Below are 23961 nucleotides of genomic sequence, written 5' to 3' on the forward strand. Positions count from 1 at the left end.
GACTCACCTCTGCAGCAACGGCAGGACGGCCGAGCCGAGCAGGTCCACGCCGCGCTCGTCGGTGAGGCCGTGCGGCGTACCGAACTCGACCCGGCGCACGCCCGCGTCGATGAGCGCCTGGGCCTGCGCGGCGACCTGCTCCGGCGTGCCGGAGAAGGCGAACCGGTCGAGCACGTCGTCCGGGATCAGCCGGCCCGCCGCCTCGTCCTCGCCCGCGTCGACCAGCTCACCGACGCGCTTGACCAGATCTTCGGGCATCTCGACGGTCGGGTCCAGCTCGGCCACCACGGCGAGGTACATGGCCACCTCGGTGCGGGCCTTCGCGCGGGCCGCCTCGCCGTCGGTGTCGACGACTGTCACGGCGCCGAGCACGATGCCGACGTCGGCGACGTCGCGTCCGGCCTTCTCCGCGCCGGTTCGCAGCCGTTCGCGGATCACCGGGACCATGTCCGGGTTGGCGCTGCCGCCCACCTTGATCTCGTCGGCGATCCGGCCGGCCAGCGCCGCGCCCTGCGGGCCCCACGCGCCGAGCAGCAGCGGCGGGTCGGGCCGCTGCACGTCGTAGCGCAGCGCGGTGCCGGGGGCGAGCGAGAAGACCTTTCCGGTGAAGCCGCTGCGGTCGCCGCGCAGCAGGCGGTAGACGACCTGGACGGCTTCCTCGATGGTGGTCAGCGGCCGCGGCTGCGGCAGGCCGACAGCGCCCAGCCAGGTTCCGCGGGCCAGACCCAGGTAGGCCCGCCCGTGCGAGGCCAGGTCCAGGGCGGCGATCTGACCGGCGATCTCGTACGGCGCCATCGAGTACGGGTTCAGGCAGGCCGTGCCGAGGCGTACCCGTTCGGTCGCCTGTGCCATCTCCAGCAGCGGGAAGATCGGCGGCTGGTACATCAGGTCGCCGAAGACGGTGAGCACGTCGAAGCCGTGCGTCTCGGCGGCACGCGCCAACCGGGCGTACGCGCCGGCCGGCTTGTCGCTCTGCAGGCCGAGCCCGATCTCGACGGTCATGTCAGGTCCGCCGAGTTCATCGTGCGCCGGCAGGTCCGTTCCACCTTCATGACGAGCCGCTCCTCCGGGTCGGGGCAGATGAAGTGGGAGTCCTGGGCCAGCCAGTCCCCCGGTGCCAGGTCACGCTGCTTGGCGGCGAGGAAGGGCAGCACCGAGGCGAGCGCGTACACGCAGAAGTGCTTTCCCTCGGGCAGCCGCAGGTGCGCGCTGTTCGTCAGTTCGAAGTGGTCGCCCACGGCCATGCCGCACACCGACCGGCCCTCGATCCGGTCGACTGTGACCTTCAGGTCGTAGATCTCCATGTCGCCGTCGCTGTCGCTCACGGTCCCTCCCCCTCGTCGATCCGTACGATGATCTTGCCGGTGGTCCGGCGTTCGGCCAGCTCGGTGAGCGCCGCGGGCACCTCGTCCAGCGACACGACGCGGCTGACCGGCGGCCGGACCGCGCCGGAGGCGCACATGTCGAACAGTTCCTGGTAGGCGGACTCGACGGCGCTCGCCCGCTGCCACGGGTACTGCGAGCCCCAGGAGAGGCCTACGAGCGTCGCGTTGGCCGCCATCAGCCGCAGCGGGTCCACCGGCGGCGGTGGCCCGCCGGCAGCGCCCACCGCGACCAGGCGGCCCTCGAACGCGAGGCAGTCCCAGGACCGGGCGAACACGTCGCCGCCCACCGGGTCCACCACGACGTCCACGCCCCGGCCGCCGGTGGCCGCGAGCACGGCGGGCACGAAGTCCTCCGCCGTGTAGTCGATCGCCACCTGGGCGCCGTGGTCGCGGCAGATCGCGGTCTTGGCCGGGCCGCCCGCGGTGGCCAGGACCCGGGCGCCCCGGGCGACGGCGAGCTGGATCGCGGCGATGCCCACCCCGCCGGCGCCCGCGTGCACCAGCACCGTCCGCCCGGCGGTGAGATTGGCTCGTTCCAGCGCGAACCACGCGGTCTGGTAGGTGACCGGCAGCGCCGCCGCGGTGACCGGGTCGATCGTGGACGGTCGCGGCACCACCACCGCGGCGTCCACCGTCACCGTCGTGCCGAGCGCGCCGCGCGGCAGCGCCGGGCAGGCGAGCACCTCCTGACCCAGCAGGTGCTCGGCCCCGGCGCCGGCGGCGACGACCCGCCCGGCCGCCTCCACACCGGGTGTCATCGGCGGATCGGGCCGCACCGGGTACTCGCCCCGGCAGAGCATGACATCCAGGAAGTTCAGCCCCACCGTACGCACGGCGAGCCGTACCTCACCGGGGCCGGGCGGCGGGTCGTCGGGCAGGACTGCGACCGACAGCACGTCCGCCGGCTCACCGGTCCGCCCGGCGACCAGCCGCCGGATCACGCCGCGCCCACCGGTTCCCGGACCAGCTCGGCGTGGTGGTGCACGATCACCCAGCGGCCGTCGACCCGGCGCACCACGTCGGTGACCCGGGTGATCTCCGGCTCGTCGTCCGGGCCGAGCTGCGCGACCAGCTCGTACCGGGCCACGCCGAAGTCCTCCCACACGTCGATGCGCTTGTCCCGCGCGGCGAGCACCGCCAGCCGGGGCCGCTGCCCCGCGGCGTCCCGCCGGGCGCGGTACTCGTCCAGCTCGGCCCGGGTCCGCAGCGGCCCGGGCAGGTGCGTCTCCCAAGTGGTCACGTCGGGATCCAGGTGCGTGTCGAACCGCTGCTGGTCCCCGGCGAGGAACGCGTCGTACATGTCGTCGATGCCGGCGGCGATCTCCGCCGCGCCTGCCTGCGCGAAGGTCATCGCGTCTCCTCCTGGTTCCGGTCGTCGCGGGCGATCTGCCCGCCCTTCATCACCCACCGCACGTCCCGGAACGCCGAGGTGTCGGCGAGCGGGTCGGTGTCCGTCGCGATCAGGTCGGCCAGCTTGCCGGCCTCGACGGTGCCGAGGTCGGACTCGGCGCCGAGCCACCGGATCGGGCCGAGCGTGCCGGCGTGGATGGCCCGCGCGGTGCCGATCCGCTCGGACATGTACTCCAGCTCCCGGATCGAGGCTGTCGTGCCCTCGAACTGCCAGAACGGGGGCATGTCGCTGCCGAGGAGCACCTCCACCCCGGCGGCGACGGCCATGTCGAAGCTCTCCAGGTGCCGGGGGCCGGCGCCGAGCGACCGGCACTGCATCCACTCCGGCACGCCCAGCTCGTCGAAGAACTCCTTGCACCGGGTCACCAGCAACGTCGGCACGAGCGCCGTGCCGCGCTCGGCCATCCGCGCCGCGACCTGCGGGGTGAGCTGGTAGCCGTGCTCCACGCAGTCCAGTCCCAGCTCGACCGCCGCGCCGATCACGTCGGCGGGCCCGGCGTGCGCGGTCACCTTGCGGCCCCACGCGTGCGCCGTCTCGATCACCGCCGTCATCTCGTCGGCGAACAGCTGGGGCGTGTGGATGCTCTCGTGCTCACCGGCGATGCCGCCCGAGATCATCACCTTGATCAGGTCCGCGCCGGCCTTGATCTGGCTGCGCACGCCGTGGCGGAAGCCCACCGGGCCGTCGCACTCGAGCGTGTCGTTGCTCTCGTGGCCGTGCCCGCCGGTGCACACCAGCGCCCGGCCGGCGGTGTAGATGCGCGGACCCGGGACACGCCCGGCGTTGATCGCCCGCCGCAACGCGAAGTCGGCGTGGTCCTTCTCCGCCACGCAGCGCACCGTGGTCACGCCGGAGTGCAGCGTGCGCCGCGCCCCGTCGGCCATGTAGTGGGCGAGGTCGTACGCGCCCATCCCCTTGACGCCGTCGCCCCCGGAGCCGGGCAGCGACAGCGAGAAGTGGGTGTGCATGTTGACCAGGCCGGGCGTCACGTACGCGCCATCGAGGTCCACCTCGGTCAGCCGGCCGGCGGCCCGCGCCTGCTCGGCCACCTCGGCGTACGGCCCGACGGCGGCGATCCGGTCACCCCGGACCCACACCCCGGCGCCGGTCACGGGCGCCATGCCGTCCACCACGCGGGCATCAAGCACTGTGCAGTTGCCGAGCAGCACGCTCGGCTGCTCGGGCGAATAGGCGGCACTCACGCGATCACTCCATAAACGTCTCGGGCGGCCCGCGCGGAGACGTAGCCCTCGGCCACGTCCCGTCGCACCGCCTCCGGATCCCGACTCCTCGGGTCACCGTGCCCGCCGCCACCGGCGGTCAGCAACGTCACCCGATCCCCCACCGCCACCGCGGTACGCCGTGTGCTCACCCGGTGCTCCCGGTCCGTGCCCGGGAAGACGACCACCTGGTTCGGCTCCGGCTGCTCGCCGCCGGCCAGCGCCCACGGCGCGCTCTTGGTCTTCTTGATCACCGACAGGAACTCGCCCGGCGTCACGAACCGGATGTCCCGCCGCAGGCCGCAGCCGCCCCGGAACCTGCCGGCGCCCCCGGAGTCGGTACGGATCTCCAGGCGCTCGAAGAACATCCCGGTCTTCGACTCCAGCACCTCCACAGGCGTGTTGCGCGCCTGGGTCTGGCACAGGTGGTTCGCCGGTCCGATGCCGTCGTGCCGGGGCGTGCCGCCCCACCCGACCGGGTCGTTGTTGCTGACCGCGAACATGTCGCCGGTGTCCGGGTGCCGCCCCACCATCATGAAGCCGGGCACGTCGCCGCCGGAAGAGGCGGCGAGCCGGTCGGGCATGCCCTGCGCCAGCGCCTTGAGGATCAGCTCCAGCGCGACGGTGCCGGTCCACTGGGTGAACGTGGCGGCCGGGTACTGCGCGTGGAACAGCGTGCCGGGCTCGGCGCGTACCCGCAGCGGCGCGAAGTGCCCGGCGTTCGTCTGCTCGTACGGCGTCGTGACGCCCTTGAACGCGACCCGGCAGGTGGCGATGGTGGCCCCGAGCGGCAGGTTCACCGGCCCGGGCACCGCCGGGGACGACCCGGCGAAGTCCACTGTGAACTCGCCGTCGGCGACGGTGACGGTGACCCGCATGAGGATCGGCTCGTCGGTGACGCCGTCGTCGTCGAGCCAGTCCTCGGCGGTCCAGCTGCCCTGCGGCAGCGCGGCCACCGCCTCTCCGGCGCGCTGAGCGGCGGCGTCGATCACCCGGTCGACGACCGCGTCGACCACCGCCGGGCCGTACTCGCGGTACAGCTCGGTCAGCCGCCGCTCGCCGGTCCGCAGCGCGGCGATCTGCGCGTTGAGGTCGCCGATGACGAGTTCCGGCATCCGCGAGTTGAACCGGATCAGCTCGTGGATCTCCGGCACCGGCTCGCCCCTGGCGTACACCTTCGTGCCGGGGAAGATGATCCCCTCCTGGTGCATGTCCGTGGAGTCGAGCACGTAACCGGGATCCTTGGCGCCCAGGTCCATCCAGTGCGCCCGGATGCACAGGAAGCCGATCAGCTCCTCGCTGTCCGGCAGCACGACCGGCGCGAACATCGTCGCGTCGTACGTGTGCGCCGCGTTCCAGTACGGGTAGTTCAGCAGCACCACGTCGCCGCGGTGCAGGTTCTCCACGCCGACGTACTCGACGCCCTTGCGCAACGAGTAGTCGTTGGCGCCGAGGAAGCGGGACAACCCCGTCGACTCCGCGACCAGCCGCAGCCGCCGGTCGTAGATGGAGATGCCGAAGTCGTACACCTCGTAGATCACCGGGTTGAAGGCGGTGCGCACCAGCGCGGCCCGCATCTCCTCGGCGGCCGAGACGAGATGACTGCGGACGACCTCGACGGTTGCCCCGTCGACCGTCGGCTCACCCATCGACGTCCACTCCGTAGACGTCCCGGGCCGCCTCCCGGGAGACGTACCCCTCGGCCACGTCCCGCCGCACCGCCTCCGGGTCGCGGCGGCGCGGGTCACCGTGCCCGCCGCCACCGGCGGTCAGCAGGGTCACCCGGTCGCCGACGGCGACCGTCGTGCGCTTGGTGCTCACCCGGTGCTCGCGGTCGGTGCCCGGGAACACCACGATCTGGTTCGGCTCCGGCTGCAAGCCGCCGTCCAGCGCCCACGGCGCGCTCTTGGTCTTCTTGATCACCGTCAGGAACTCACCTGGCGTCACGAACCGGATGTCCCGCCGCAGGCCGCAACCGCCCCGGAACCGGCCCGCGCCGCCGGAGTCCTCGCGGATCTCCCAGCGCTCGAAGAACATCCCGGTCTTGGCCTCCATGACCTCGATCGGGGTGCCCCGGCCGGTGCTGCCCGAGACGTGCGTGGCGCCGTCCATCCCGTCGTGCGTCGCGGTGCCGCCCCAGCCCACCAGGTCGTTGTTGCTGACCGCGAACATCTTGCCGGTGTCCGGGTGCAGGCCGACCATCATGAATCCGGGCACGTCGCCGCCGGAGGACGCGGGCAGCAGGTCCGGCATGCCCTGGGCCAGCGCCTTGAGGATCAGCTCCACCGCCACGATGCCGGTCCAGAGCGTGAACGTGGGCTGCGGGTAGACGGCGTGGAACAGGCTGCCCGGCTCGGCGCGCACCTCCAGCGGTGCCACGGTGCCGGCGTTCGACGGCTCGTCCCGCGACGTCAGCGACTTCAGCACGACCTTGCAGATCGCCTCGGTCGCCCCGAACGGCATGTTGATCGGGCCACGGGTCGCCGGGGCCGAGCCGGCGAAGTCGACGACGAAGCGCCCGTCGGCGATGGTCACAGTGACGCGCATCTTCACCGGGTCGTCGGTGATGCCGTCGTCGTCCACCCAGTCCTCGGCCGTCCAGGTGCCCTGCGGAAGCGTCGCCAGCGCCGCCCGGGCGCGGGCCTCACCGTCGGCGATGATGCGGTCGATCGCCTGGTCGACGGTGTCCCGGCCGAACTTCTCGATGATCTCCAGCATCCGGCGCTCGCCGGTGCGCAGCGCGGCGATCTGCGCGTGCAGGTCACCGAGCACCGCGTCGGGCATCCGCGAGTTGAAGCGGATCAGCTCGTGGATCTCGCGCACCGGCTCGCCCCGGGACACGACCTTGGTGCCCGGGAAGATCAGCCCCTCCTGGTGCATGTCGGTCGAGTCGAGCACGTAGCCCGGGTCCTTGGCGCCCAGGTCCATCCAGTGCGCGCGGACGCAGAGGAAGCCGACCAGGTCACCGTCCGCGTCGGGGTCGGCCTCGTCCGGCCGGAACACCGGGGCGAACAGCGTCGCGTCGTACGCGTGCGCCGCGTTCCAGTACGGGTAGTTGAGCAGCACCACGTCACCGCGGTGCAGGTTCTCCCGGCCCACGTACTCCACGCCCTTGCGCAGCGAGAAGTCGTTCGCGCCGAGGAAGAACGTCAGCCCGGTGGCCTCGGCGACCAGCCGCAGGTCGGCGTCGTACATCGACAGACCGAAATCGTGCACCTCGTAGATGACCGGGTTGAACGAGGTGCGGATCAGGGTGGCCCGCATCTCCTCCGCGGCCGACAGCAGATAGCTGCGGACGACCTCGACCTGGGCTCCGTCCAGCGTGGTCATGCGGCTTCCTCCAGGGTGACGAGCAGGTATCCGTGGTCGTCGACGGTTACCCGCTGACCGCTGGGCACCACAGTGGTCGAGGTGCCCTCGTCGACCAGCGCCGGTCCGTCGAAGGTGTCGCCCGGCTCCAGGCGGGCCCGGTCGTAGACCGCGAACGGCACCACCGCGTGCTGCCCGAAGTCGTACGCGTCGCGGTGGGTCAGCAGCGCCTGCGACGGGTCGCCGTCGCCGCGCGCCAGCGTCTCCAGCTCGGGCCGGTCGGTGCGCCCGATGCCGCGCACCCGCAGGTTGAGGATCTGCAGCGGGTTGCCCATGGTGTGGCCGTACCGGGTGCGGTGCGTCTCGTCGAACGCGGCGCGGATCGCGTCGCGGTCCAGCTCGCGCCCGACGGTGACCATCAGGCTGTGCTCCTGGCCCAGGTAACGCAGCTCGAACTGCCGCTCCAGCACCGCCTCGCCGGCCGGCACGCCCTGCGCCACCAGCGACGCGACCGCCTCGGCCTCGACGGCCTTGAACAGCTGCTCCAGCTCCGACAGGTCCGCGTCGTCGAGCGTGGCCATCACGGTACGGCTGAAGTCGTTGACGATGTCGGCCGAGAGCATGCCCCATGCGGAGAAACCGGACGGCGCGAACGGCACGATCACCTCGCCGATGCCCATCTCGCGGGCCAGCAACGGCGCCAGCAACGGTCCGGCGCCGCCGAACGCGAGCAGCGCGAACTGCCGGGGGTCGTGACCCCGCTCGACGGTGATCTGCCGGACCGCGCCGACGGTACGGGCCAGCAGCACGTCGAACACGCCCGCCGCCGCGTTCTCCACGCTCAGGCCGAGCGGCTCGGCGAGCTGCTCGGCGATGGCGGCGCGCGCCTCGGCGTCGCGCAGCCCCATGGTGCCGGCGAGGAACCGGTCCGGGTCCATGTAGCCGAGCACCACGGCGGCGTCGGTGACCGTCGGCCTGGTGCCGCCCCGGCCGTAGCAGACCGGGCCGGGGTCGGCGCCGGCGCTCTGCGGGCCGACCTTCAGCAGGCCGTGGTCCAGCCAGGCGATCGAACCGCCGCCGGCGCCGATGGTCCGGATGTCGTACGTCGGGATGAGCAGCGGGAAGTGCTCCAGCTGGGCCTCGTACGCGGCGACCGGGTTGCCGCGCTCGATCACGCAGGCGTCCAGCGAGGTGCCGCCGATGTCGAACGTGAGCACGTTGTCCCGGCCCAGCTCGGAGGCGACGTACGCGGCGCCGACGATGCCGCCGGCCGGGCCGGACAGCACGGTGTGCGTGGGTGCGGTCTTGGCAACCGCGCTGGTCATCGAGCCGCCACCGGACCGCATGATCAGGAAGCGCCCGGCGAAGCCGCGCTCGGCCAGGCCGGACTCCAGCTCGTCCACGTACCGCTCGAAGATCGGCCGGATGTACGCCTCCAGCACCGTGGTGCTGGTCCGCTCGTACTCCCGGTACTCGCGCACGATGTCTGTCGACAGCGATAGGCTGACCTCGGGGAACTCCTCGTGGATCAGGCGCGCGGCCTCCCGCTCGTGGCTCGGGTCGAGGAACGAGTGCAGGAAGCAGATGGCGATCGAGGTGACCTGCTGGTCCACCACGAGCGTGCGGGCGGCCTCCCGGACGCTGTCCGGGTCCAGCGGCTCCACCACGCGGCCCCGGTAGTCGAGTCGGCCCCGCACGCCGGCGGTGAAGCGGCGCTGCACCAGGCTCTCCGGCCGCTGGTACTGGAAGTCGTACATGTGGTCGGACGGCACGTTGCCGCGGCCGATCAGGAAGATGTCCCGGAAGCCCTCGTTGGTGATGATGCCGGTACGGCCGCCACGACGCTCCAGCACCGCGTTGAGGCCGAGGGTGGTGCCGTGGATGAACAGCTCCACCTCGGACAGGTCGGTGCCGAGCGCGGTGATCGCGTTGAGGACGCCGTCCGCGGGCCGGGCCGGGGTCGTGGCCGCCTTGCGGAAGCGGACCCGGTTGGTGCGCGTGTCCAGTTCCATGGCGTCCACGAAGGTCCCGCCGATGTCGACGGCGAGCCGGATGGGGCGACGGGTCATGGCGTGACAGCCTGCCTTCCGATGAGGGCGGGAAGCTCGGGAACGCGCCAGCAGGCGGCCCGGCTCTCGCCGTACGACTGAAGCTCCTGCTGCTCCGATCGGCACCGGTCGGTGACGAACGGGCACCGGGCGGCCAGTGGGCACCCGGTCGCGGCGTCGGCTTCCTCCAGGTCCTTGACCAGCTCGACGGCCTCGCCGTCGGACCCGGTCGTCCCGCCGAGGCGGGGGGCGCTGCCCAGCAGCGCCCGGGTGTACGGGTGCCGGGGCGTGTCGAAGACGACGTCCACCGGTCCTTCCTCGACGACCCGGCCGAGGTAGAGCACCACGACACGGTCGGCGAACCCGCGCACCGTGGCCAGGTCGTGGGAGATGAACACCGAGGCGCGGTCCGCGTCGGCCGCCACGTCGGCGATCACGTCGAGGATCTGCGCCTGGACGGTGACGTCCAGCGCCGAGGTCGGCTCGTCGAACACGATCAGGTCCGGCTCGCCGACCAGCGCGCGGGCGATGCCGATGCGTTGCGCCTGGCCGCCGGACAGCTCGTGCGGGTAGCGCTGGAGGATCGACCGGTCCAGCTCCATCCGGTCCAGCACGGCGGTGACGCGCGCCTCCCGCTGCGCCGCGGACAGGCCCGCGGCGCGCAGCGGCTCGGCGACGGAGTCGCCGACGGTACGGCGCGGGCTCAGCGAGCCGATCGGGTCCTGGAACACGAGCTGCGCCCGGGTCCGGGCCCGGCGCAGCGCCCGGCCCCGGGGTCGGGGGCGGCCCGGCTGCTTGACCAGTGCCTGCCCGGCGACCGTGACGGTGCCGGACGTGGGCGCGACCAGGCCCATCACGAGCTTCGCGAGGGTGCTCTTGCCGCAGCCGCTCTCGCCCACCACGCCCAGCGTCTCGCCCGGCCCGAGCCGGAGCGTGACGCCGCGCAGCGCGTGGTGCCCGCCGGAACCGAACCGGCTGCGATAGACGACGTGCGCGTCCTCGATCTCCAGCACGGCGGGCTTCGGGTCCGGGCCGGCCGCGACCGCGCCGGACGCGACCGGCGTGTGCGACGTCCGCGGCACGTCGGCGTCCAGCGGCCGGGTCTGCGGGTGGAAGCAGGCCAGCGACCACTCGCCGCCGCCGGGCACGGGCCCGGTGGCCGGGCGCCGCGACGAGCAGGTGCGGTCGGCGTGCGCGCACCGGGCGACGAACGGGCAGTTGTGCGGCGCCTCGGTGAGCAGCGGCATGGCGCCGGGGGTGGCGACGACCGGCCGGCCGCCGACGTCCGGCACCGAACGCAGCAGCGCCCGAGTGTACGGGTGGGCGGGCTCCCGCAGCACCTGCGCGGCCGGTCCGCTCTCCACCACAGTGCCGGCGTAGAGCACCACCACCCGGTCGCAGACCTCCGCGATGGACGCCAGATCGTGCGAGATCAGCAGGACGCCCCGGCCGTCGGTGTCGGCGGCGTGCCGGAACTGGCGCAGGATCTCCCGGGTCAGCGTCACGTCCAGGCCGGTGGTCGGCTCGTCGGCGATCAGCAGCTCCGGCGCGCAGCCGGTGGCCAGCGAGATCATCACGCGCTGGGCCATGCCGCCGGACAGTTCGTGCGCGTACGCGTCGAGCCGCCGCTGCGGGCTGCGGATGCCGACCGCCTCGAACAGCTCGCGTGCCGCCTCGCGGGCCCGCTCGCCGGACATCTCCTGGTGGGTGGCGAGCCGGTCGACGAGCTGCTTGCCGATGGTGCGGGTGGGGCTGAGCGCGCCGCGCGGGTTCTGGAAGCAGATCGCCACCCCCCGCCCGCGGTGGGCGGCGAGCGCGGCGTCGTCCATGCGCAGCACGTCCGAGTCGCCGAAGCGCACCCGGCCGGTGGCGTGCGAGCCGCCGGGCAGCAGCCCGACGATGGCGCGGGCCACCATGCTCTTGCCGCCGCCGCTCTCACCGACGAGGCCGACGACCTCGCCGGGCCGGACGGTGAAGCTGACGCCGCTGAGCGCCGCGACCTGCCGGCCGGGCCGGCGGATCGTCACGGAGAGGTTCTCGATCGACAGCATGGTCACCGCCGCTTCGCGTTCGCGCGGTCCTGCAGGCCTTCGCCGAGCAGGCTGAACCCGAGGACGCAGACGAACAGGGCCAGGCCGGGCGGGACCGAGGTCCACCACCGGCCGCCGACCACGTCCGCGGCACCCAGGCTGATCATGGCGCCCCACTCCGCCTCGGGGATGCTCACGCCCAGGCCGAGGAAGGAGAGCCCGGCCAGGGTGAGCATGGCCCAGCCGCAGTTCAGCGGCGCGATCACCCGGACCGGGGTGAGGCTGTTCGGCAGCAGGTGCCGCCAGAGCACGCCCACCGGCGACGCCCCGGAGGTGATCGCGGCGTCGACGAACGGCAGTTCCCGCAGCGACCGCACCTCGGCGCGGACGAGCCGGGCGTACGCCGGCGCGTTCACCGCCGCGATCGTGATGATCAGGTTGATGGTGCCGTTGCCGAGCAGGGCGGCCACCGCCAGCGCCAGGATGAACGTGGGGAACGACTGGAAGATGTCCACCACCCGCATCAGCACGTCGTCGAGCCAGCCGCCGAAGTAGCCGGCGACCAGGCCGAGCAGCGTGCCGACGACCACGGCGAGCGCGACCGCGGCCAGGGCGATGCCCAGGTCGAGCCGGGCGGCGTAGAGCATCCGGCTCCAGATGTCCATGCCGTTGCCGTCGGTGCCGAGCAGGTGGCTGCCGCCCGGGGCGACCAGCGTGTTCGCCGCGTCGATCTCGGTCTCGCCCCACTGGCTCAGCAGCGGTGCGAACACCGCCAGCAGCGCGACCACCGACAGGATGCTCGCCCCGGCGATGATCATGCGGCGGGCGAAACGGCTGTCCCGGTCGCCGCCGGGCACGACCACCGGCGCGGCGGCGGGACCGTCGGGGACGGTTCGCAGCTCGGCCATCAGAGCCTCACTCTCGGGTCGAGGATCGCGTGGACCACGTCGGCGATGAGGAACACCAGCACGTAGCACAACGCGATGACCAGCACCGACGCCTGCACGACCGGGTAGTCCCGGTAGAGCAGGCCGCGCAGGGCCCACTGGCCGAAGCCCTGCCACGAGTACACGTACTCAACGAGCACGGTGGAGCCGATCGCCGTGCCGAAGACCAGCGCGGCCAGTGACGGCAGCCGGACCAGCGTCGCCCGCAGCAGGTAGCCGTAGTGCAGCGTGCGGTCGCGCAGCCCGTGTGCCTTCGCCGCGGCGTACGACTCCGAGTGCAGCACCTCGAGTGCGGAGGCCCGGACGCTGCGCAGCAGCGGGGCGACCACGCCGACCACGAGGGTCAGCACCGGCAGCACCAGGTACGCCGCGGCCGAGGCGATCGCCGGCCCGTTGGCGGTGAGGACGGCGTCGACGAGGTCGGCACCGGTGAGCGGGGTCAGGCCGGTGTCCGGGTCGACCCGGCCGTTGGGCGCCGGGAACCAGCCGAGGATGCTGTAACCGACGAGCACCAGCACCAGGCCGAGCCAGAACTCCGGTACGGAGTTGCCGACCAGCGCGAAGATCCGGACGCTGTGGTCGCCGGCCCGGTTGGCCCGCTTGGCCGACCAGATGCCCAGCACGGTCGCCACCACGAGCGCGATGCTCACCGAGATGACGACGAGTTCCAGGGTCGGACCCACCCGCAGCGCCATCTCCGAGCCCACGGAGCTGCCGCTCTGGATCGACGTCCCGAAGTCACCGGTGAGCAGCCCGCCGAGGTAGTCGAGGAACTGCTGCCACAGGGACTGGTCGAGCCCGAAGCGGGCCCGGGCCGCGGCGGCGTCCTCCTCGGTGGCGTTCTGCCCGAGGATGCTGCGGACCGGGTCGCCCGGCAGCACCCGGACCAGGAGGAAGGCCAGGACGACCACTCCGAGCAGAACGGGGATCAGCTGGAGCAGTCGCCTGACGACGAAGCGGAAGATACGCATGGGTGGGTGGTGTCCCTAGGCCGATGCGCTCAGGTAGCGCAGGCGGGCGAGGCCGTCCATCGGCTGCACCCAGCCGGCGACGGATTCCCGGACGGGCAGGTTGAAGTTGGGCTGGCAGATGACCACCCACGGCACGTCGGCGGCGAGGATCTCCTGGACCCGCTTCCACAGCGCGTTGCGGGCGCCGGTGTCGACGGTGGTGTGCGACTTCTCGTAGATCTGCTCGATCTCCGGGTTGCTGTAGTTCGAGTAGTTGAGGTTGGCGCCCTTGACGAAGCTGGTCGCCAGCATGTACTCGACGTCGTCCACCCAGAGCTGCCCAGAGGTGATCTGCAGCGGGATGTTCTTCTTGGTCCGCCGCTCGCCGAGCGTGGCCGGGTCCAGCGGGGTCAGCTTGAGCCGGATGCCGGCCTTCGCCGCCTCGCTCTGCACCTGGACGGCGATCTTCTGCTGCTCCTCGTTGTCGGCCTCGAAGACCAGCTCGGAGTCGAGCGACGCCCGGCCGGCGGCGGCCATGGCGGCCTTCGCCTTGTCCAGGTCGTAGGTGAACGGGTAGCCGCTCTCGTCGTAGCCGGGCATGTCCAGCGGGACCGGGCTCTTGGCCGGGCGGGCGTCGCCGCCGTACACGTTGTTGATGATCTGCTCGTAGGGCACCGCGTACGCGAGCGCCTTGCGGACGTTCACGTCGTTGAACGGCGCGGCGGTCACCGACATCTGGATCGCGACCTGGCGGTTGCTGGCCGCCGAGATGACCTTGATGCCCGGCGCCTTCTTCAGGTCCTGGATGTCGCGCTGGCTGATGCCCAGGGCGATGTCGATGTCACCGGCCTGGAGCTGGAGCCGCTGGTTGGAGGCGGCCGGCACCACCGAGATCCGGATGGTCGGCGTCTTGGCCGGGTCCGGGCCCGGGTAGTCGGTGTTCGCGCTGAGCTCGATCTCCTGGCCCTGGGTGGCCTTGGCGACGTTGAAGTAGCCGCCGGTCGGCGGGTTCTTCGCGAACCAGTCCTTGGCCCACGGGTCGCTCGCGCTCGCGTGCTTCTTGGCCTCGACCGAGTCGAAGACGTACAGCGAGATCGCCTGGATCTGCCGGGTCAGGGCGCTCGGGAACGCCTGGTGGAACTCGACCGTGTAGTCGTCGACGACCTTGACCTGGTCGGCGCTGGTCAGGCCGATGGTGCGGTAGACGCCGGCCACGTTCGCCTGGGCGGCGAACGCGCGGTCCTTCGACCACTTCACGTCGGCGGCCTTCATCTCGTTGCCGCTGGCGAACTTCACGCCGCGCCGCAGCTTGAGCGTCCACACCTTCTGCTCGGCGTCCGGCTCGAACGACTCGGCGAACGTCGGGGTGATGTTCTGGGTGTCGAGGATCTGGCTGCCGCCGGCGTCGGTGACCCCGTAGTCGATCAGGTACGGGAAGACGTTCTTGTAGAGCATCAGCGCGGTCAGGTCGAAGCCGACGAAGTCCTGGTCCCAGCTCGACAGGTAGCTGGAGACGGCGATGCGCAGCGTCTTGGCGGAGGCACCGCCGGACTTGCCGTCCGTGGACTTGTTACCGCTGTCCGCGGCGCAGGCGCCGGTGGCGAAAAGGAGCGCGACGCTGCCACCCAACTGCAGGACGCCGCGGCGGGAGAGCGCGGGCGAGGAGGCGCCCGGACGGTGTGAACGAGCCATGAGAAGCCCTCCTAGAAGCACGAGGCGAATGGCCCGAGCTGCGGACCTACCTGGTGTTCTACCGGATTAGGCACGAGTGAACAATAGGGTGAACGGTGTTCACTGAACACGCCCGCGCTGTGAAATCAGAGCGCTCCCGAACTGCGGGATAGCCCGAGCATCAGCGTTCACAACGGTTCATCAAAACGTTACGTACGGCGTACCGAAGAAGGCCGAGACCGTCGGCTGTTCCTGGGCGTGACCTCTCCGGCGCGCTGGGCGCCGTGGTCGCGGCGCTGCACACCGCGTACCGGCGGCTCGGGCTCGCCGAGGCGGACCTCGCCCGCGTACCCCAGCCGGACGCCCTCGCCGGCTGCGACCTGACGGCCCTGGCCGCCCGCGTCTGAGCAGGCCGCGCCGCCCGCGCCGGGCGCTCCTGTGAGCGCTCACCCGGCGGTCCACCCGGCATTCCTCCGGGCCCGGGCGGTTGAACATGTTATCGATAACCTGCTATGTTCCGGCACGGGAGCGAAGGGCACGCTCCCCGTCACCCCCGCAATCGGCAAGGCGTCCCGAGGCATCTCCCTCGCCGCCCGGCCGGTCGGTGACCAGTCCGGGCCGCTCCGCCGATGCACGCCACGCAGGCGGCCACCGGACGACTTCAGCCCCGGCCGCACGCGCGGCTCCGCGCCCTCTTCGCAGGCGACGTCGGCATCGACGGACGGCCCGGCCTGCACCGCCACCCAGGGCAAGGAGTCCAGCAAATGGCGAAACGAACACCGCTCATCTCATCCATCGCCGCCGCGGCGATGCTCCTCGCGGCGGCGGCCGGGGGCGCGCTCAGCAGCAGCTTCGGCGAGACAGCGCAGGCGTCGACGAACGGCACGCTCGCGGCGACAGCCGGCTGCGGCAAGGCGCCCACGCTGTCCAGCGGGACGCGCACCATCTCCAGCGGCGGCCAGAACCGCAGCTACATCCTGCGCATCCCGGACGGCTACGACCGCAACCGTCCGTACCGGCTGATCTTCGGGTTCCACTGGCTGAACGGCTCGGCGAACAACGTGGCCTCGGCCGGCTACTACGGCCTGCTGCCGCTGTCGAACAACAGCACGATCTTCGTCGCGCCGCAGGGCATCGACAACGGCTGGGCCAACACCAACGGCCGGGACCTGACGCTGTTCGACGACATCTCCCGGCAGATCGAGAACGACCTCTGCGTGGACACGTCCCAGCGGTTCGCGCTCGGCTGGAGCTACGGCGGGGCGATGAGCTACGCGGTGGCCTGCGCCCGGCCCAACATCGTCCGCGCGGTCACCGTCATCTCCGGCGCCAACCTCAGCGGCTGCAACGGCGGCACCCAGCCGGTCGCCTACTTCGGCATCCACGGCACCTACGACAGCGTGCTGAACATCTCCATGGGCCGGTCGCTGCGCGACACGTTCGTCCGCAACAACGGCTGCACCGCGCAGAGCCCGCGCGAGCCGAGCCGCGGCAGCCTCACCCACATCACCACCACGTACTCCGGCTGCCGCGAGGGCTACCCGGTGCAGTGGGCCGCGTTCGACGGCGACCACACCCCTAGCCCGGTCGACGGGTCGTCCAGCCCGAACGACTCCCGGACCTGGACGTCGGGGGAGATCTGGCGGTTCTTCAGCCAGTTCGCGTCCACCACGCCGCCGACCACGGCGCCGCCGACCACCGTGCCGCCGACCACGCCGCCGGTCACCACCGCGCCGCCCACGACTCCGCCGGTCACGACGCCGCCGCCGGGTGAGCCGGGCGCGTGCACCGCGACCTACCGGACCGTGAACACCTGGCCCGGCGGCTTCCAGGCCGAGGTCACGGTCACGGCCGGCGCGGCGGCGCTCAACGGCTGGACCGTACGCCTGACCCTGGCCTCCGGCCAGGCGATCAGCAGCCTCTGGAACGGCGTCAACACGGGCACCTCGGGCTCGGTGTCGGTCCGCAACGCCGACTACAACGGCACTGTCGGCGCGAACGGCTCGACGACGTTCGGGTTCACCGCCACCGGCAACGGCGCCACCGCACCCAGCGGCGTCAGCTGCACCAGCCCCTGACCGGGCCGGGCACCGATCCCCGCACGGGGAGCCGGGCCGTGGGGTGGCGCCGCGCCGCCCCACGGCCCGGCACCGGCCGGGACAACGTGAGGTCCCGCCGGACGCCGGGATGTGCTCTAATTAACTCTGGTCGATGTTTGCGCTAACATTCTCGATCCCGCAGGCCACCACCACCAGCACCTCGGGACCGGCACGCAACTCTTGTTAGCGTTTACACCGACGGTTACCCACAACTCGCGACACCCGGCCCCGCCGGCCGGACGGTCGCGCGTACCCGAGGAGCCGTCATGGTGATCCCCCGTCCCCGGTCCGTCCGATCCGGACCATCGCGTCTCGTCATCTCCGCCCTGGCCCTCTCCCTGGCGGCCACCGGCCGCGGCCTCGCGCTCGCCGCGAGCCCCGCCCAGGCGGCCACCACGATCACCGTCAACGGCGCCTCCGGGGGCCAGACGTTCGACGGGGTCGGCGCGGTCAGCGGCGGCGGCGGCAACAGCCGGCTGCTGATCGACTACCCGGAACCCCAGCGCGGGCAGATCCTGGACTATCTCTTCAAGCCCGGCTACGGCGCCGCGTTGCAGATCCTCAAGGTCGAGATGGGCGGCGACACCAACTCCACCAGCGGCTCGGAGCCGAGCCACGAGCACGTCCGGGGCGATCTCAACTGCAACCGTGGCTACCAGTGGTGGATCATGGAGCAGGCCAAGGCCCGCAACCCCGCCATCAAGCTGGCGGCCCTGCCCTGGGGTGCTCCCGGGTGGATCGGCAACGGCAACTTCATGTCTCAAGACATGATCAACTACTTCGTGGACTGGCTGGGCTGCGCGCGGCAGCACAACCTCACCATGGACTACATCACCGCCGCCCAGAACGAGAAGCGGACGGACGCGAACTGGACCATCAGCCTGCGCCAGGCGCTGAACGCCGCCGGCTACAGCAGCGTGAAGATCATTTACGGGGACGACTACCCCGGCAGCTGGGGCCCGGCCAACGCCGTGGCCGGCAACACCACGCTGCGCAACAGCATCGACGTGCTCAGCGGCCACTACCCGTGCGGCTACCTCAGCGCGCAGACCACCTGCACCGTCTCGTCCACGGCCACCTCCACCGGCAAGACGCTGTGGAACAGCGAGGGCGGCTCGCAGGACTACAACGACGGCGCCAAGCCGCTCGCGCGCGGCATCAACCGCGGCTACATCGACGGCCGGATGGTCGCCTACCTCAACTGGGACCTGATCGCCGCCATCACCCCGAACCTGCCCTGGTCCACGGTCGGGCTGATCCTGGCCAACCAGCCCTGGTCCGGCTGGTACTCGGTCGGCAAGAACACCTGGGCGCTGGCGCACACCACCCAGTTCACCGCGCCCGGCTGGCGCTACCTGGACTCGGCCTCGGGCTACCTCGGCGGCAACCGCAACAACGGCAGCTACGTGTCGCTGCGCTCGCCCACCACCGGCGACTACAGCACCGTCGTCGAGACCATGGACGCCACAGCGGCCCAGCAGGTCACCATGAACGTCACCGGCGGGCTGTCCACCGGCCAGGTGCACATCTGGTCCACGAACCTGAACTCGAACAACACGAACGACTTCTTCGTGCGCGGCGCGGACATCACCCCGTCGAGCGGGTCGTACTCGTTCACCGCCCAGCCCGGCCACCTCTACACCGTCACCACCACGACCGGTCAGGGCAAGGGCACCGCCACCAGCCCGGCCCAGGGCTCGCTGGGCCTGCCGTACCGCGACGACTTCGACAGCTACGCCGGCGGGCGGATCCCGAAGTACCTCCAGGACATGCAGGGCGCGTTCGAGATCGTCGGCTGCGGCGCCGGCCGGGCCGGCATGTGCCTGCGCCAGATGTCCGCGCAGGCGCCGATCACCTGGAAGACCCTCGCCGACCCGGCCACCTACGGCGGCAACCTGAACTGGGGCAACTACACCGTCTCCGCCGACGTCCTGCTCGAACAGTCCGGCTACGCCCAGATCATGGGCCGCGTCGGCACCACGAACCTCGACCCGATCGGCCGCTACAACGGCTACTTCCTCCGGGTCACCGACTCCGGCGCGTGGTCCATCCTGCGCAACAACACCGCCGGGCAGCTCGCCACGCTGCGCAGCGGGAACGTCGCGGCGCTGGGCACCAACCGCTGGCACAGCCTCGCGCTGGGCTTCTCCGGCACCACCATCACCGCGACCATCGACGGCACGACGGTCGGCACCGTCACCGACTCCACGTTCGGCACCGGCCAGGTCGGCTTCGGCACCAGCCAGGGCCAGACCGCCCAGTTCGACAACCTGGCGGTGGTCGCCGGCCCGGGCGGCAACCCCGGGGGTACGAGCGGCGCGTGGCTCAACCCCAACTCGAGCCGCTGCCTGGACGTGCCGAACCAGTCCCAGACCAACGGCACGCAGGTGACGTTGTGGGAGTGCAACGGCGGGACCAACCAGCAGTGGACGGCGACGTCGAGCCGCCAGCTCCAGGTGTACGGGAACAAGTGCCTGGACGCCGAGGGGCAGGGCACCTCGTCCGGCACCCGGGTGATCATCTGGGACTGCAACGGCGGCACCAACCAGCAGTGGAACGTCAACACCGACGGCACGATCACCGGCGTCCAGTCCGGACTGTGCCTGAGCCCGAACGGCGGCGGGACCGGCAACGGCACCGCGATCGTCCTGTCCGCCTGCACCGGCGCGAACAGCCAGAAGTGGAGCCGGGCGTGACGGCCCGACCCTCGCCGACCACATCATCCGCCGCGGCGCGGCCTACCCCGGGAGAAGACCTGTGACGTCAACGCTATGGAGAACCGACCGCCGGACCAGACGATGGCTCGCCCTGGCGGTGACCATGCTCGCCCTGCTCGGGCTGGCCCCGGCCATCGCCGGCGGGCTGAAGCCGACCGCCGCCCGGGCGGACAACCCGATCGTGCAGACCATCTACACGGCCGACCCGGCCCCGCTCGTGTACAACAACCGGGTCTACCTGTACACCGGCCACGACGAGGACAACTCGACCTGGTTCACCATGAAGGAATGGCGGGTCTACTCGTCCGACGACATGGTGAACTGGACCGACCACGGATCGCCGCTCAGCCTCGCCACGTTCAGCTGGGCCAAGCAGGACGCGTGGGCCGGCCAGGCGGTCCACCGCAACGGCAAGTTCTACTGGTACGTGCCGATGGTCGTGCGGGCGACCGGCCAGATGGGCATCGGGGTGGCGGTGGCGGACAGCCCGACCGGGCCGTTCCGGGACGCCATCGGGCGCCCGCTGGTGAGCAACGGCGAGATCGACCCCACCGTGTTCATCGACGACGACGGCCAGGCCTACCTCTACTGGGGCAACCCCCGCCTGTGGTACGTCAAGCTGAACGCGGACATGATCTCGTACTCGGGCAGTCCGACCCAGATCCCGCTGACCGCGGCGGGTTTCGGGGCACGGACCGGGGACGCGAACCGGCCGACCCTCTACGAGGAGGGGCCGTGGGTGTACAAGCGCAACGGCCTCTACTACATGGTCTTCGCGGCCAAGTGCTGCTCGGAGTTCATCGCCTACTCGACCGCGCCCGGGCCGCTGGGACCGTGGACGTACCGCGGCACCGTCATGCCCACCCAGGGCAGCAGCTTCACCAACCACCCCGGGATCACCGACTACAAGGGCGGCTCGTACTTCTTCTACCACAACGGCGCGCTGCCCGGCGGCGGCGGTTTCACCAGGTCGGTGGCGGTGGAGAAGTTCTCCTACGGCGCCGACGGCTCGATCCCGACGATCAACATGACCACCACCGGCGCGCCGCAGATCGGCACGCTCAACCCGTATGTCCGGCAGGAGGCCGAGACGAGCGCCTGGGCGTCCGGCGTGGAGACCGAGCCGGCCAGCGGCGGCGGGATGAACGTCGGCTTCATCGACAACGGCGACTACCTCAAGATCAAGGGCGTCGCCTTCGGGACCGGCGCGACCTCGTACACCGCCCGGGTGGCCTCCGCGGGCAGCGGCGGCACCATCGAGCTGCGGCTGGACGGGACCAGCGGCCCGGTGGTGGGCACCTGCCGGGTGTCCGGCACCGGCGGCTGGCAGACCTGGGCCGACACGACCTGCGCGGTCAGCGGCGCCACCGGCACCCATGACCTCTACCTGCGGTTCACCGGCGGCAGCGGCTCGCTGTTCAACATCGACCACTGGCGGTTCACCCCCGCCGGGAGCACGCCGCCGCCCACCGACCCGCCGACCACCACGCCGCCGCCGATCGATCCCCCGCCGACCACTGCGCCGCCCACCACGCCGCCGCCGAGCGGTGACGCCTGCACCGCCACCTACCGCACCACGAACTCCTGGTCGGGCGGATTCCAGGCCGAGGTCACGGTCACGGCCGGCGCGGCGGCGCTCAACGGCTGGTCCGTGCGATGGAACCTCGCGAGCGGCCAGAGCATCAGCCAGGTCTGGAGCGGCACGCTGAGCACCAGCGGCTCCACGGCGACCGTCCGCAACGCCGCGTACAACGGCTCGGTGCCCGCGTCCGGCTCCACCACGTTCGGCTTCATCGCCAACGGCTCGCCGATCATCCCCTCCCTGACCTGCACCAGCCCGTGAGAGGAGCAGTAATGCGTACCAGAACGAGGAAGTGGCTCACCGCGGGCGCCGCGCTGGCGCTGCTGGCCGCCGGTGTGCTCACGCCCGCCGGGCCGGCGGGTGCCGAGTCCAACGGCGGCACCCGGGTGATGCCGCTGGGTGACTCCATCACCGAGGGCACGCAGGTGCCGGGCGGCTACCGGATCGGCCTGTGGCAGCGGCTGGCCGGTGGCGGCTACCGGGTCGACCTGGTCGGCTCCCAGTTCAACGGGCCGGGCAACCTCGGCGACCACGACCACGAGGGTCACCCCGGCTGGCGCATCGACCAGATCGACGCCAACATCACCGGCTGGCTGAACGCCTACCAGCCGCGCACGGTGCTGCTGCACATCGGCACCAACGACATCCTGCAGAACTACAACGTGTCGACCGCGCCGAACCGGCTCTCCTCGCTCATCGACCGCATCACCAACACCGCGCCGAACGCGGACGTGTTCGTCGCGCAGATCATCCCGCTCGCCAACTCCGGCCAGGCGGCGGCGGTACGCACGTTCAACGCCGCGCTGCCCGGGATCGTGCAGTCGAAGGTAAACGCCGGCAAGCGCGTCCACCTGGTCGACCAGTACTCGGCGCTGACCACCGCCGACCTGATCGACGGCGTCCACCCGACCGCCACCGGCTACGACAAGATGGCCGCGGTCTGGTACCGCGCGTTGCAGTCGGTGTCCGGCAGCATCGGCACCCCTGGGAGCAGCGGCGGCACGTACCAGAACGTGCAGCTCGTGGGCGCCGGCTCGGGCCGGTGCCTGGACGTGCCGAACGGCAGCACCACGAACGGCACCGCGGTGCAGCTCTACGACTGCTGGGGCGGCACGATGCAGCGCTGGACCTACACCTCGACCAAGCAGTTGCAGGTGCTCGGCAACAAGTGCCTGGACGCCAGCGGGCGGGGCACCGCGAACGGCACCAGCGTGATCATCTGGGACTGCAACGGCCAGCCCAACCAGCAGTGGAACCTCAACGCCAACGGCACGATCAGCGGGGTGCAGTCCGGGCGCTGCCTGGACGCGGCCGGCTACGGCACCGCCAACGGAACCAGGATCAACCTCTGGGACTGCCACGGCGGCACCAACCAGCAGTGGAGCACGCGCGCCTGACCGGCACGCGACGGGCTCCCCGGCGGCGTCCGCCGGGGAGCCCGTCCGGGCGTCGCCCGCCGCATGACCAGCGGCGGACCCGGCGGGTACGTAGAGTGCGAACCATGTCGAAGCCGCCGCTGCCCGAGCCCGCCGTCGCCATGCTGGGCAAACCGAATCCCGCCGTCATCGCCACGCTTCGCGACGGCCAGCCGGTGTCCGCGGCCACCTGGTACCTCTGGGAGGACGGCCGCGTCCTGGTGAACATGGACGAGGGCCGCCGCCGGCTGGCACACCTGCGCAGCGATCCCCGGGTCTCCCTGACCGTGCTGGACGAGGGGAACTGGTACACCCACGTCAGCCTGATCGGGCGGGTGGTCGAGCTGCGCGACGACGAGGGCCTGGCGGACATCGACCGGATCTCGCAGCACTACACCGGGCGCCCCTACCCCCGGCGGGACCGCGCCCGGGTCAGCGCCTGGATCGAGATCGAGCGCTGGCACGGGTGGGGCGCGCACAAGGACAACAGCCAGACCGGCTGACGGCGCCCCCACGATGTCCGACCCATGCGGAAGAGTGTCGGGCATGAGTGAGCCGTACGACCCGAAGGCAACGCTGCACCACTACCTGCGCGCGATCCGGGAGAACCTGATCTGGAAGCTCGACGGGCTGAGCGAACGCGAGGCCCGGCTTCCCCGCACCGCGACCGGCAACAACTTCCTGGGCCTGCTCAAGCACTGCCTGAACGTCGAGGCCGGCTACTTCGGGCTCACGTTCGGCCGCGAGTTCCCCACGCCCGAGGAGCTGGTGCCGTTCGACGCGTTCGACACGGACCCGCAGGCGGACTGGTACGCGCGAGAGGACGAGACCAAGGACGGGCTGATCGACCTGTACCGCCGCGTCGGGGCGTTCGCGGACGAGACGATCGAGACGCTGCCGCTGGACGCGCCGGGGCGGGTGCCGTGGTGGCAGCCCGGCCGGCAGGACGTGACGCTGCACCATGTCATCGTGCACGTCTGCGTCGACCTGGCCCGGCACGCCGGGCACGCCGACGTCATGCGCGAGCAGCACGACGCGACGGTCGGGCTGGGACGGGACAACCGGAACGTTCCCGAGGGCTACGACTGGCCGGCGTACGTCGGTAAGCTGTCGGCGCTCGCCGACCGGTTCGCGTAGCCGCCCTTCCGGTATGCCGGCCGGAAGTTTCAACCATATT

19 protein-coding genes are annotated in these 23961 nt (G+C 71.6%); 7 read left to right on the forward strand and 12 right to left on the reverse strand.

Annotated elements, in window-relative coordinates; translation table 11 throughout:
* Positions 1-3: 3 nt before the first annotated feature.
* From O7604_RS00365 to O7604_RS00420, 12 genes are read right to left on the reverse strand one after another with little or no spacing between them, the layout of a single operon-like run.
* On the reverse strand, positions 4-1002 hold the full coding sequence (locus O7604_RS00365; protein WP_281578507.1) for an LLM class flavin-dependent oxidoreductase: 999 nt from the start codon (positions 1000-1002) through the stop codon (positions 4-6).
* Positions 999-1325 carry a TIGR04076 family protein gene (locus O7604_RS00370; RefSeq protein ID WP_151500654.1) on the reverse strand — a complete coding sequence of 109 codons (327 nt, stop codon included), beginning with the start codon at positions 1323-1325 and terminating at the stop codon, positions 999-1001. The genes O7604_RS00365 and O7604_RS00370 overlap by 4 nt, the downstream gene beginning before the upstream one ends.
* Positions 1322-2326, reverse strand: a complete 1005-nt coding sequence (locus O7604_RS00375) for a zinc-binding dehydrogenase (protein ID WP_281578508.1) — start codon at positions 2324-2326, stop codon at positions 1322-1324. Before O7604_RS00375 ends, O7604_RS00370 begins: the two co-directional genes overlap by 4 nt.
* Complete coding sequence (locus O7604_RS00380; protein ID WP_281578509.1) at positions 2323-2736, reverse strand: nuclear transport factor 2 family protein; 414 nt, start codon at positions 2734-2736, stop codon at positions 2323-2325. The genes O7604_RS00375 and O7604_RS00380 overlap by 4 nt, the downstream gene beginning before the upstream one ends.
* Positions 2733-3998 (reverse strand): amidohydrolase family protein, encoded by a 1266-nt coding sequence (locus O7604_RS00385; RefSeq protein ID WP_281578510.1) that lies wholly within the window; start codon positions 3996-3998, stop codon positions 2733-2735. The genes O7604_RS00380 and O7604_RS00385 overlap by 4 nt, the downstream gene beginning before the upstream one ends.
* Complete coding sequence (locus O7604_RS00390; RefSeq protein WP_281578511.1) at positions 3995-5665, reverse strand: hydantoinase B/oxoprolinase family protein; 1671 nt, start codon at positions 5663-5665, stop codon at positions 3995-3997. Before O7604_RS00390 ends, O7604_RS00385 begins: the two co-directional genes overlap by 4 nt.
* On the reverse strand, positions 5658-7346 hold the full coding sequence (locus O7604_RS00395) for a hydantoinase B/oxoprolinase family protein (protein ID WP_281578512.1): 1689 nt from the start codon (positions 7344-7346) through the stop codon (positions 5658-5660). Before O7604_RS00395 ends, O7604_RS00390 begins: the two co-directional genes overlap by 8 nt.
* Complete coding sequence (locus tag O7604_RS00400) at positions 7343-9394, reverse strand: hydantoinase/oxoprolinase family protein (RefSeq protein WP_269700907.1); 2052 nt, start codon at positions 9392-9394, stop codon at positions 7343-7345. Before O7604_RS00400 ends, O7604_RS00395 begins: the two co-directional genes overlap by 4 nt.
* Complete coding sequence (locus tag O7604_RS00405) at positions 9391-11424, reverse strand: dipeptide ABC transporter ATP-binding protein (RefSeq protein ID WP_281580021.1); 2034 nt, start codon at positions 11422-11424, stop codon at positions 9391-9393. Before O7604_RS00405 ends, O7604_RS00400 begins: the two co-directional genes overlap by 4 nt.
* Before the next feature lie 2 nt (positions 11425-11426).
* Positions 11427-12311 (reverse strand): ABC transporter permease, encoded by an 885-nt coding sequence (locus O7604_RS00410; protein WP_269700908.1) that lies wholly within the window; start codon positions 12309-12311, stop codon positions 11427-11429.
* The gene (locus O7604_RS00415) at positions 12311-13321 is read right to left on the reverse strand and encodes an ABC transporter permease (protein WP_013285149.1); all 1011 of its coding nucleotides are present in this window, start codon (positions 13319-13321) and stop codon (positions 12311-12313) included. Before O7604_RS00415 ends, O7604_RS00410 begins: the two co-directional genes overlap by 1 nt.
* A 15-nt stretch (positions 13322-13336) precedes the next feature.
* Complete coding sequence (locus O7604_RS00420; protein WP_281578513.1) at positions 13337-14992, reverse strand: ABC transporter substrate-binding protein; 1656 nt, start codon at positions 14990-14992, stop codon at positions 13337-13339.
* Positions 14993-15255: 263 nt separating this feature from the next.
* Here O7604_RS00420 and O7604_RS00425 point away from each other — a divergent pair, with 263 nt between their 5' ends.
* From O7604_RS00425 to O7604_RS00455, 7 genes are all read left to right on the forward strand, one after another.
* A complete protein-coding gene (locus O7604_RS00425; protein ID WP_281578514.1) occupies positions 15256-15378 on the forward strand; it encodes a hypothetical protein in 123 nt (40 codons plus the stop codon).
* Between the two features lie 357 nt (positions 15379-15735).
* Entirely contained in the window at positions 15736-17049 is a 1314-nt protein-coding gene (locus tag O7604_RS00430; RefSeq protein WP_281578515.1) for a cellulose binding domain-containing protein, read from the forward strand.
* Positions 17050-17336: 287 nt separating this feature from the next.
* On the forward strand, positions 17337-19766 hold the full coding sequence (locus tag O7604_RS00435) for a ricin-type beta-trefoil lectin domain protein (RefSeq protein WP_281578516.1): 2430 nt from the start codon (positions 17337-17339) through the stop codon (positions 19764-19766).
* 124 nt (positions 19767-19890) lie between these two features.
* Complete coding sequence (locus tag O7604_RS00440) at positions 19891-21630, forward strand: family 43 glycosylhydrolase (RefSeq protein ID WP_281580022.1); 1740 nt, start codon at positions 19891-19893, stop codon at positions 21628-21630.
* 11 nt (positions 21631-21641) lie between these two features.
* Positions 21642-22766, forward strand: coding sequence for an RICIN domain-containing protein (locus O7604_RS00445; protein WP_281578517.1), 1125 nt, complete (start codon positions 21642-21644; stop codon positions 22764-22766).
* A 104-nt stretch (positions 22767-22870) separates the two neighbouring features.
* Positions 22871-23287: a PPOX class F420-dependent oxidoreductase gene (locus O7604_RS00450; RefSeq protein WP_281578518.1), complete on the forward strand. Its 417-nt coding sequence runs from the start codon at positions 22871-22873 to the stop codon at positions 23285-23287.
* Positions 23288-23330: 43 nt separating this feature from the next.
* Positions 23331-23921: a DinB family protein gene (locus O7604_RS00455; RefSeq protein ID WP_269706882.1), complete on the forward strand. Its 591-nt coding sequence runs from the start codon at positions 23331-23333 to the stop codon at positions 23919-23921.
* Positions 23922-23961: the final 40 nt, after the last annotated feature.

This window comes from Micromonospora sp. WMMA1947, from assembly GCF_027497355.1.
In the GTDB taxonomy this organism is placed as follows: Bacteria; Actinomycetota; Actinomycetes; order Mycobacteriales; family Micromonosporaceae; genus Micromonospora.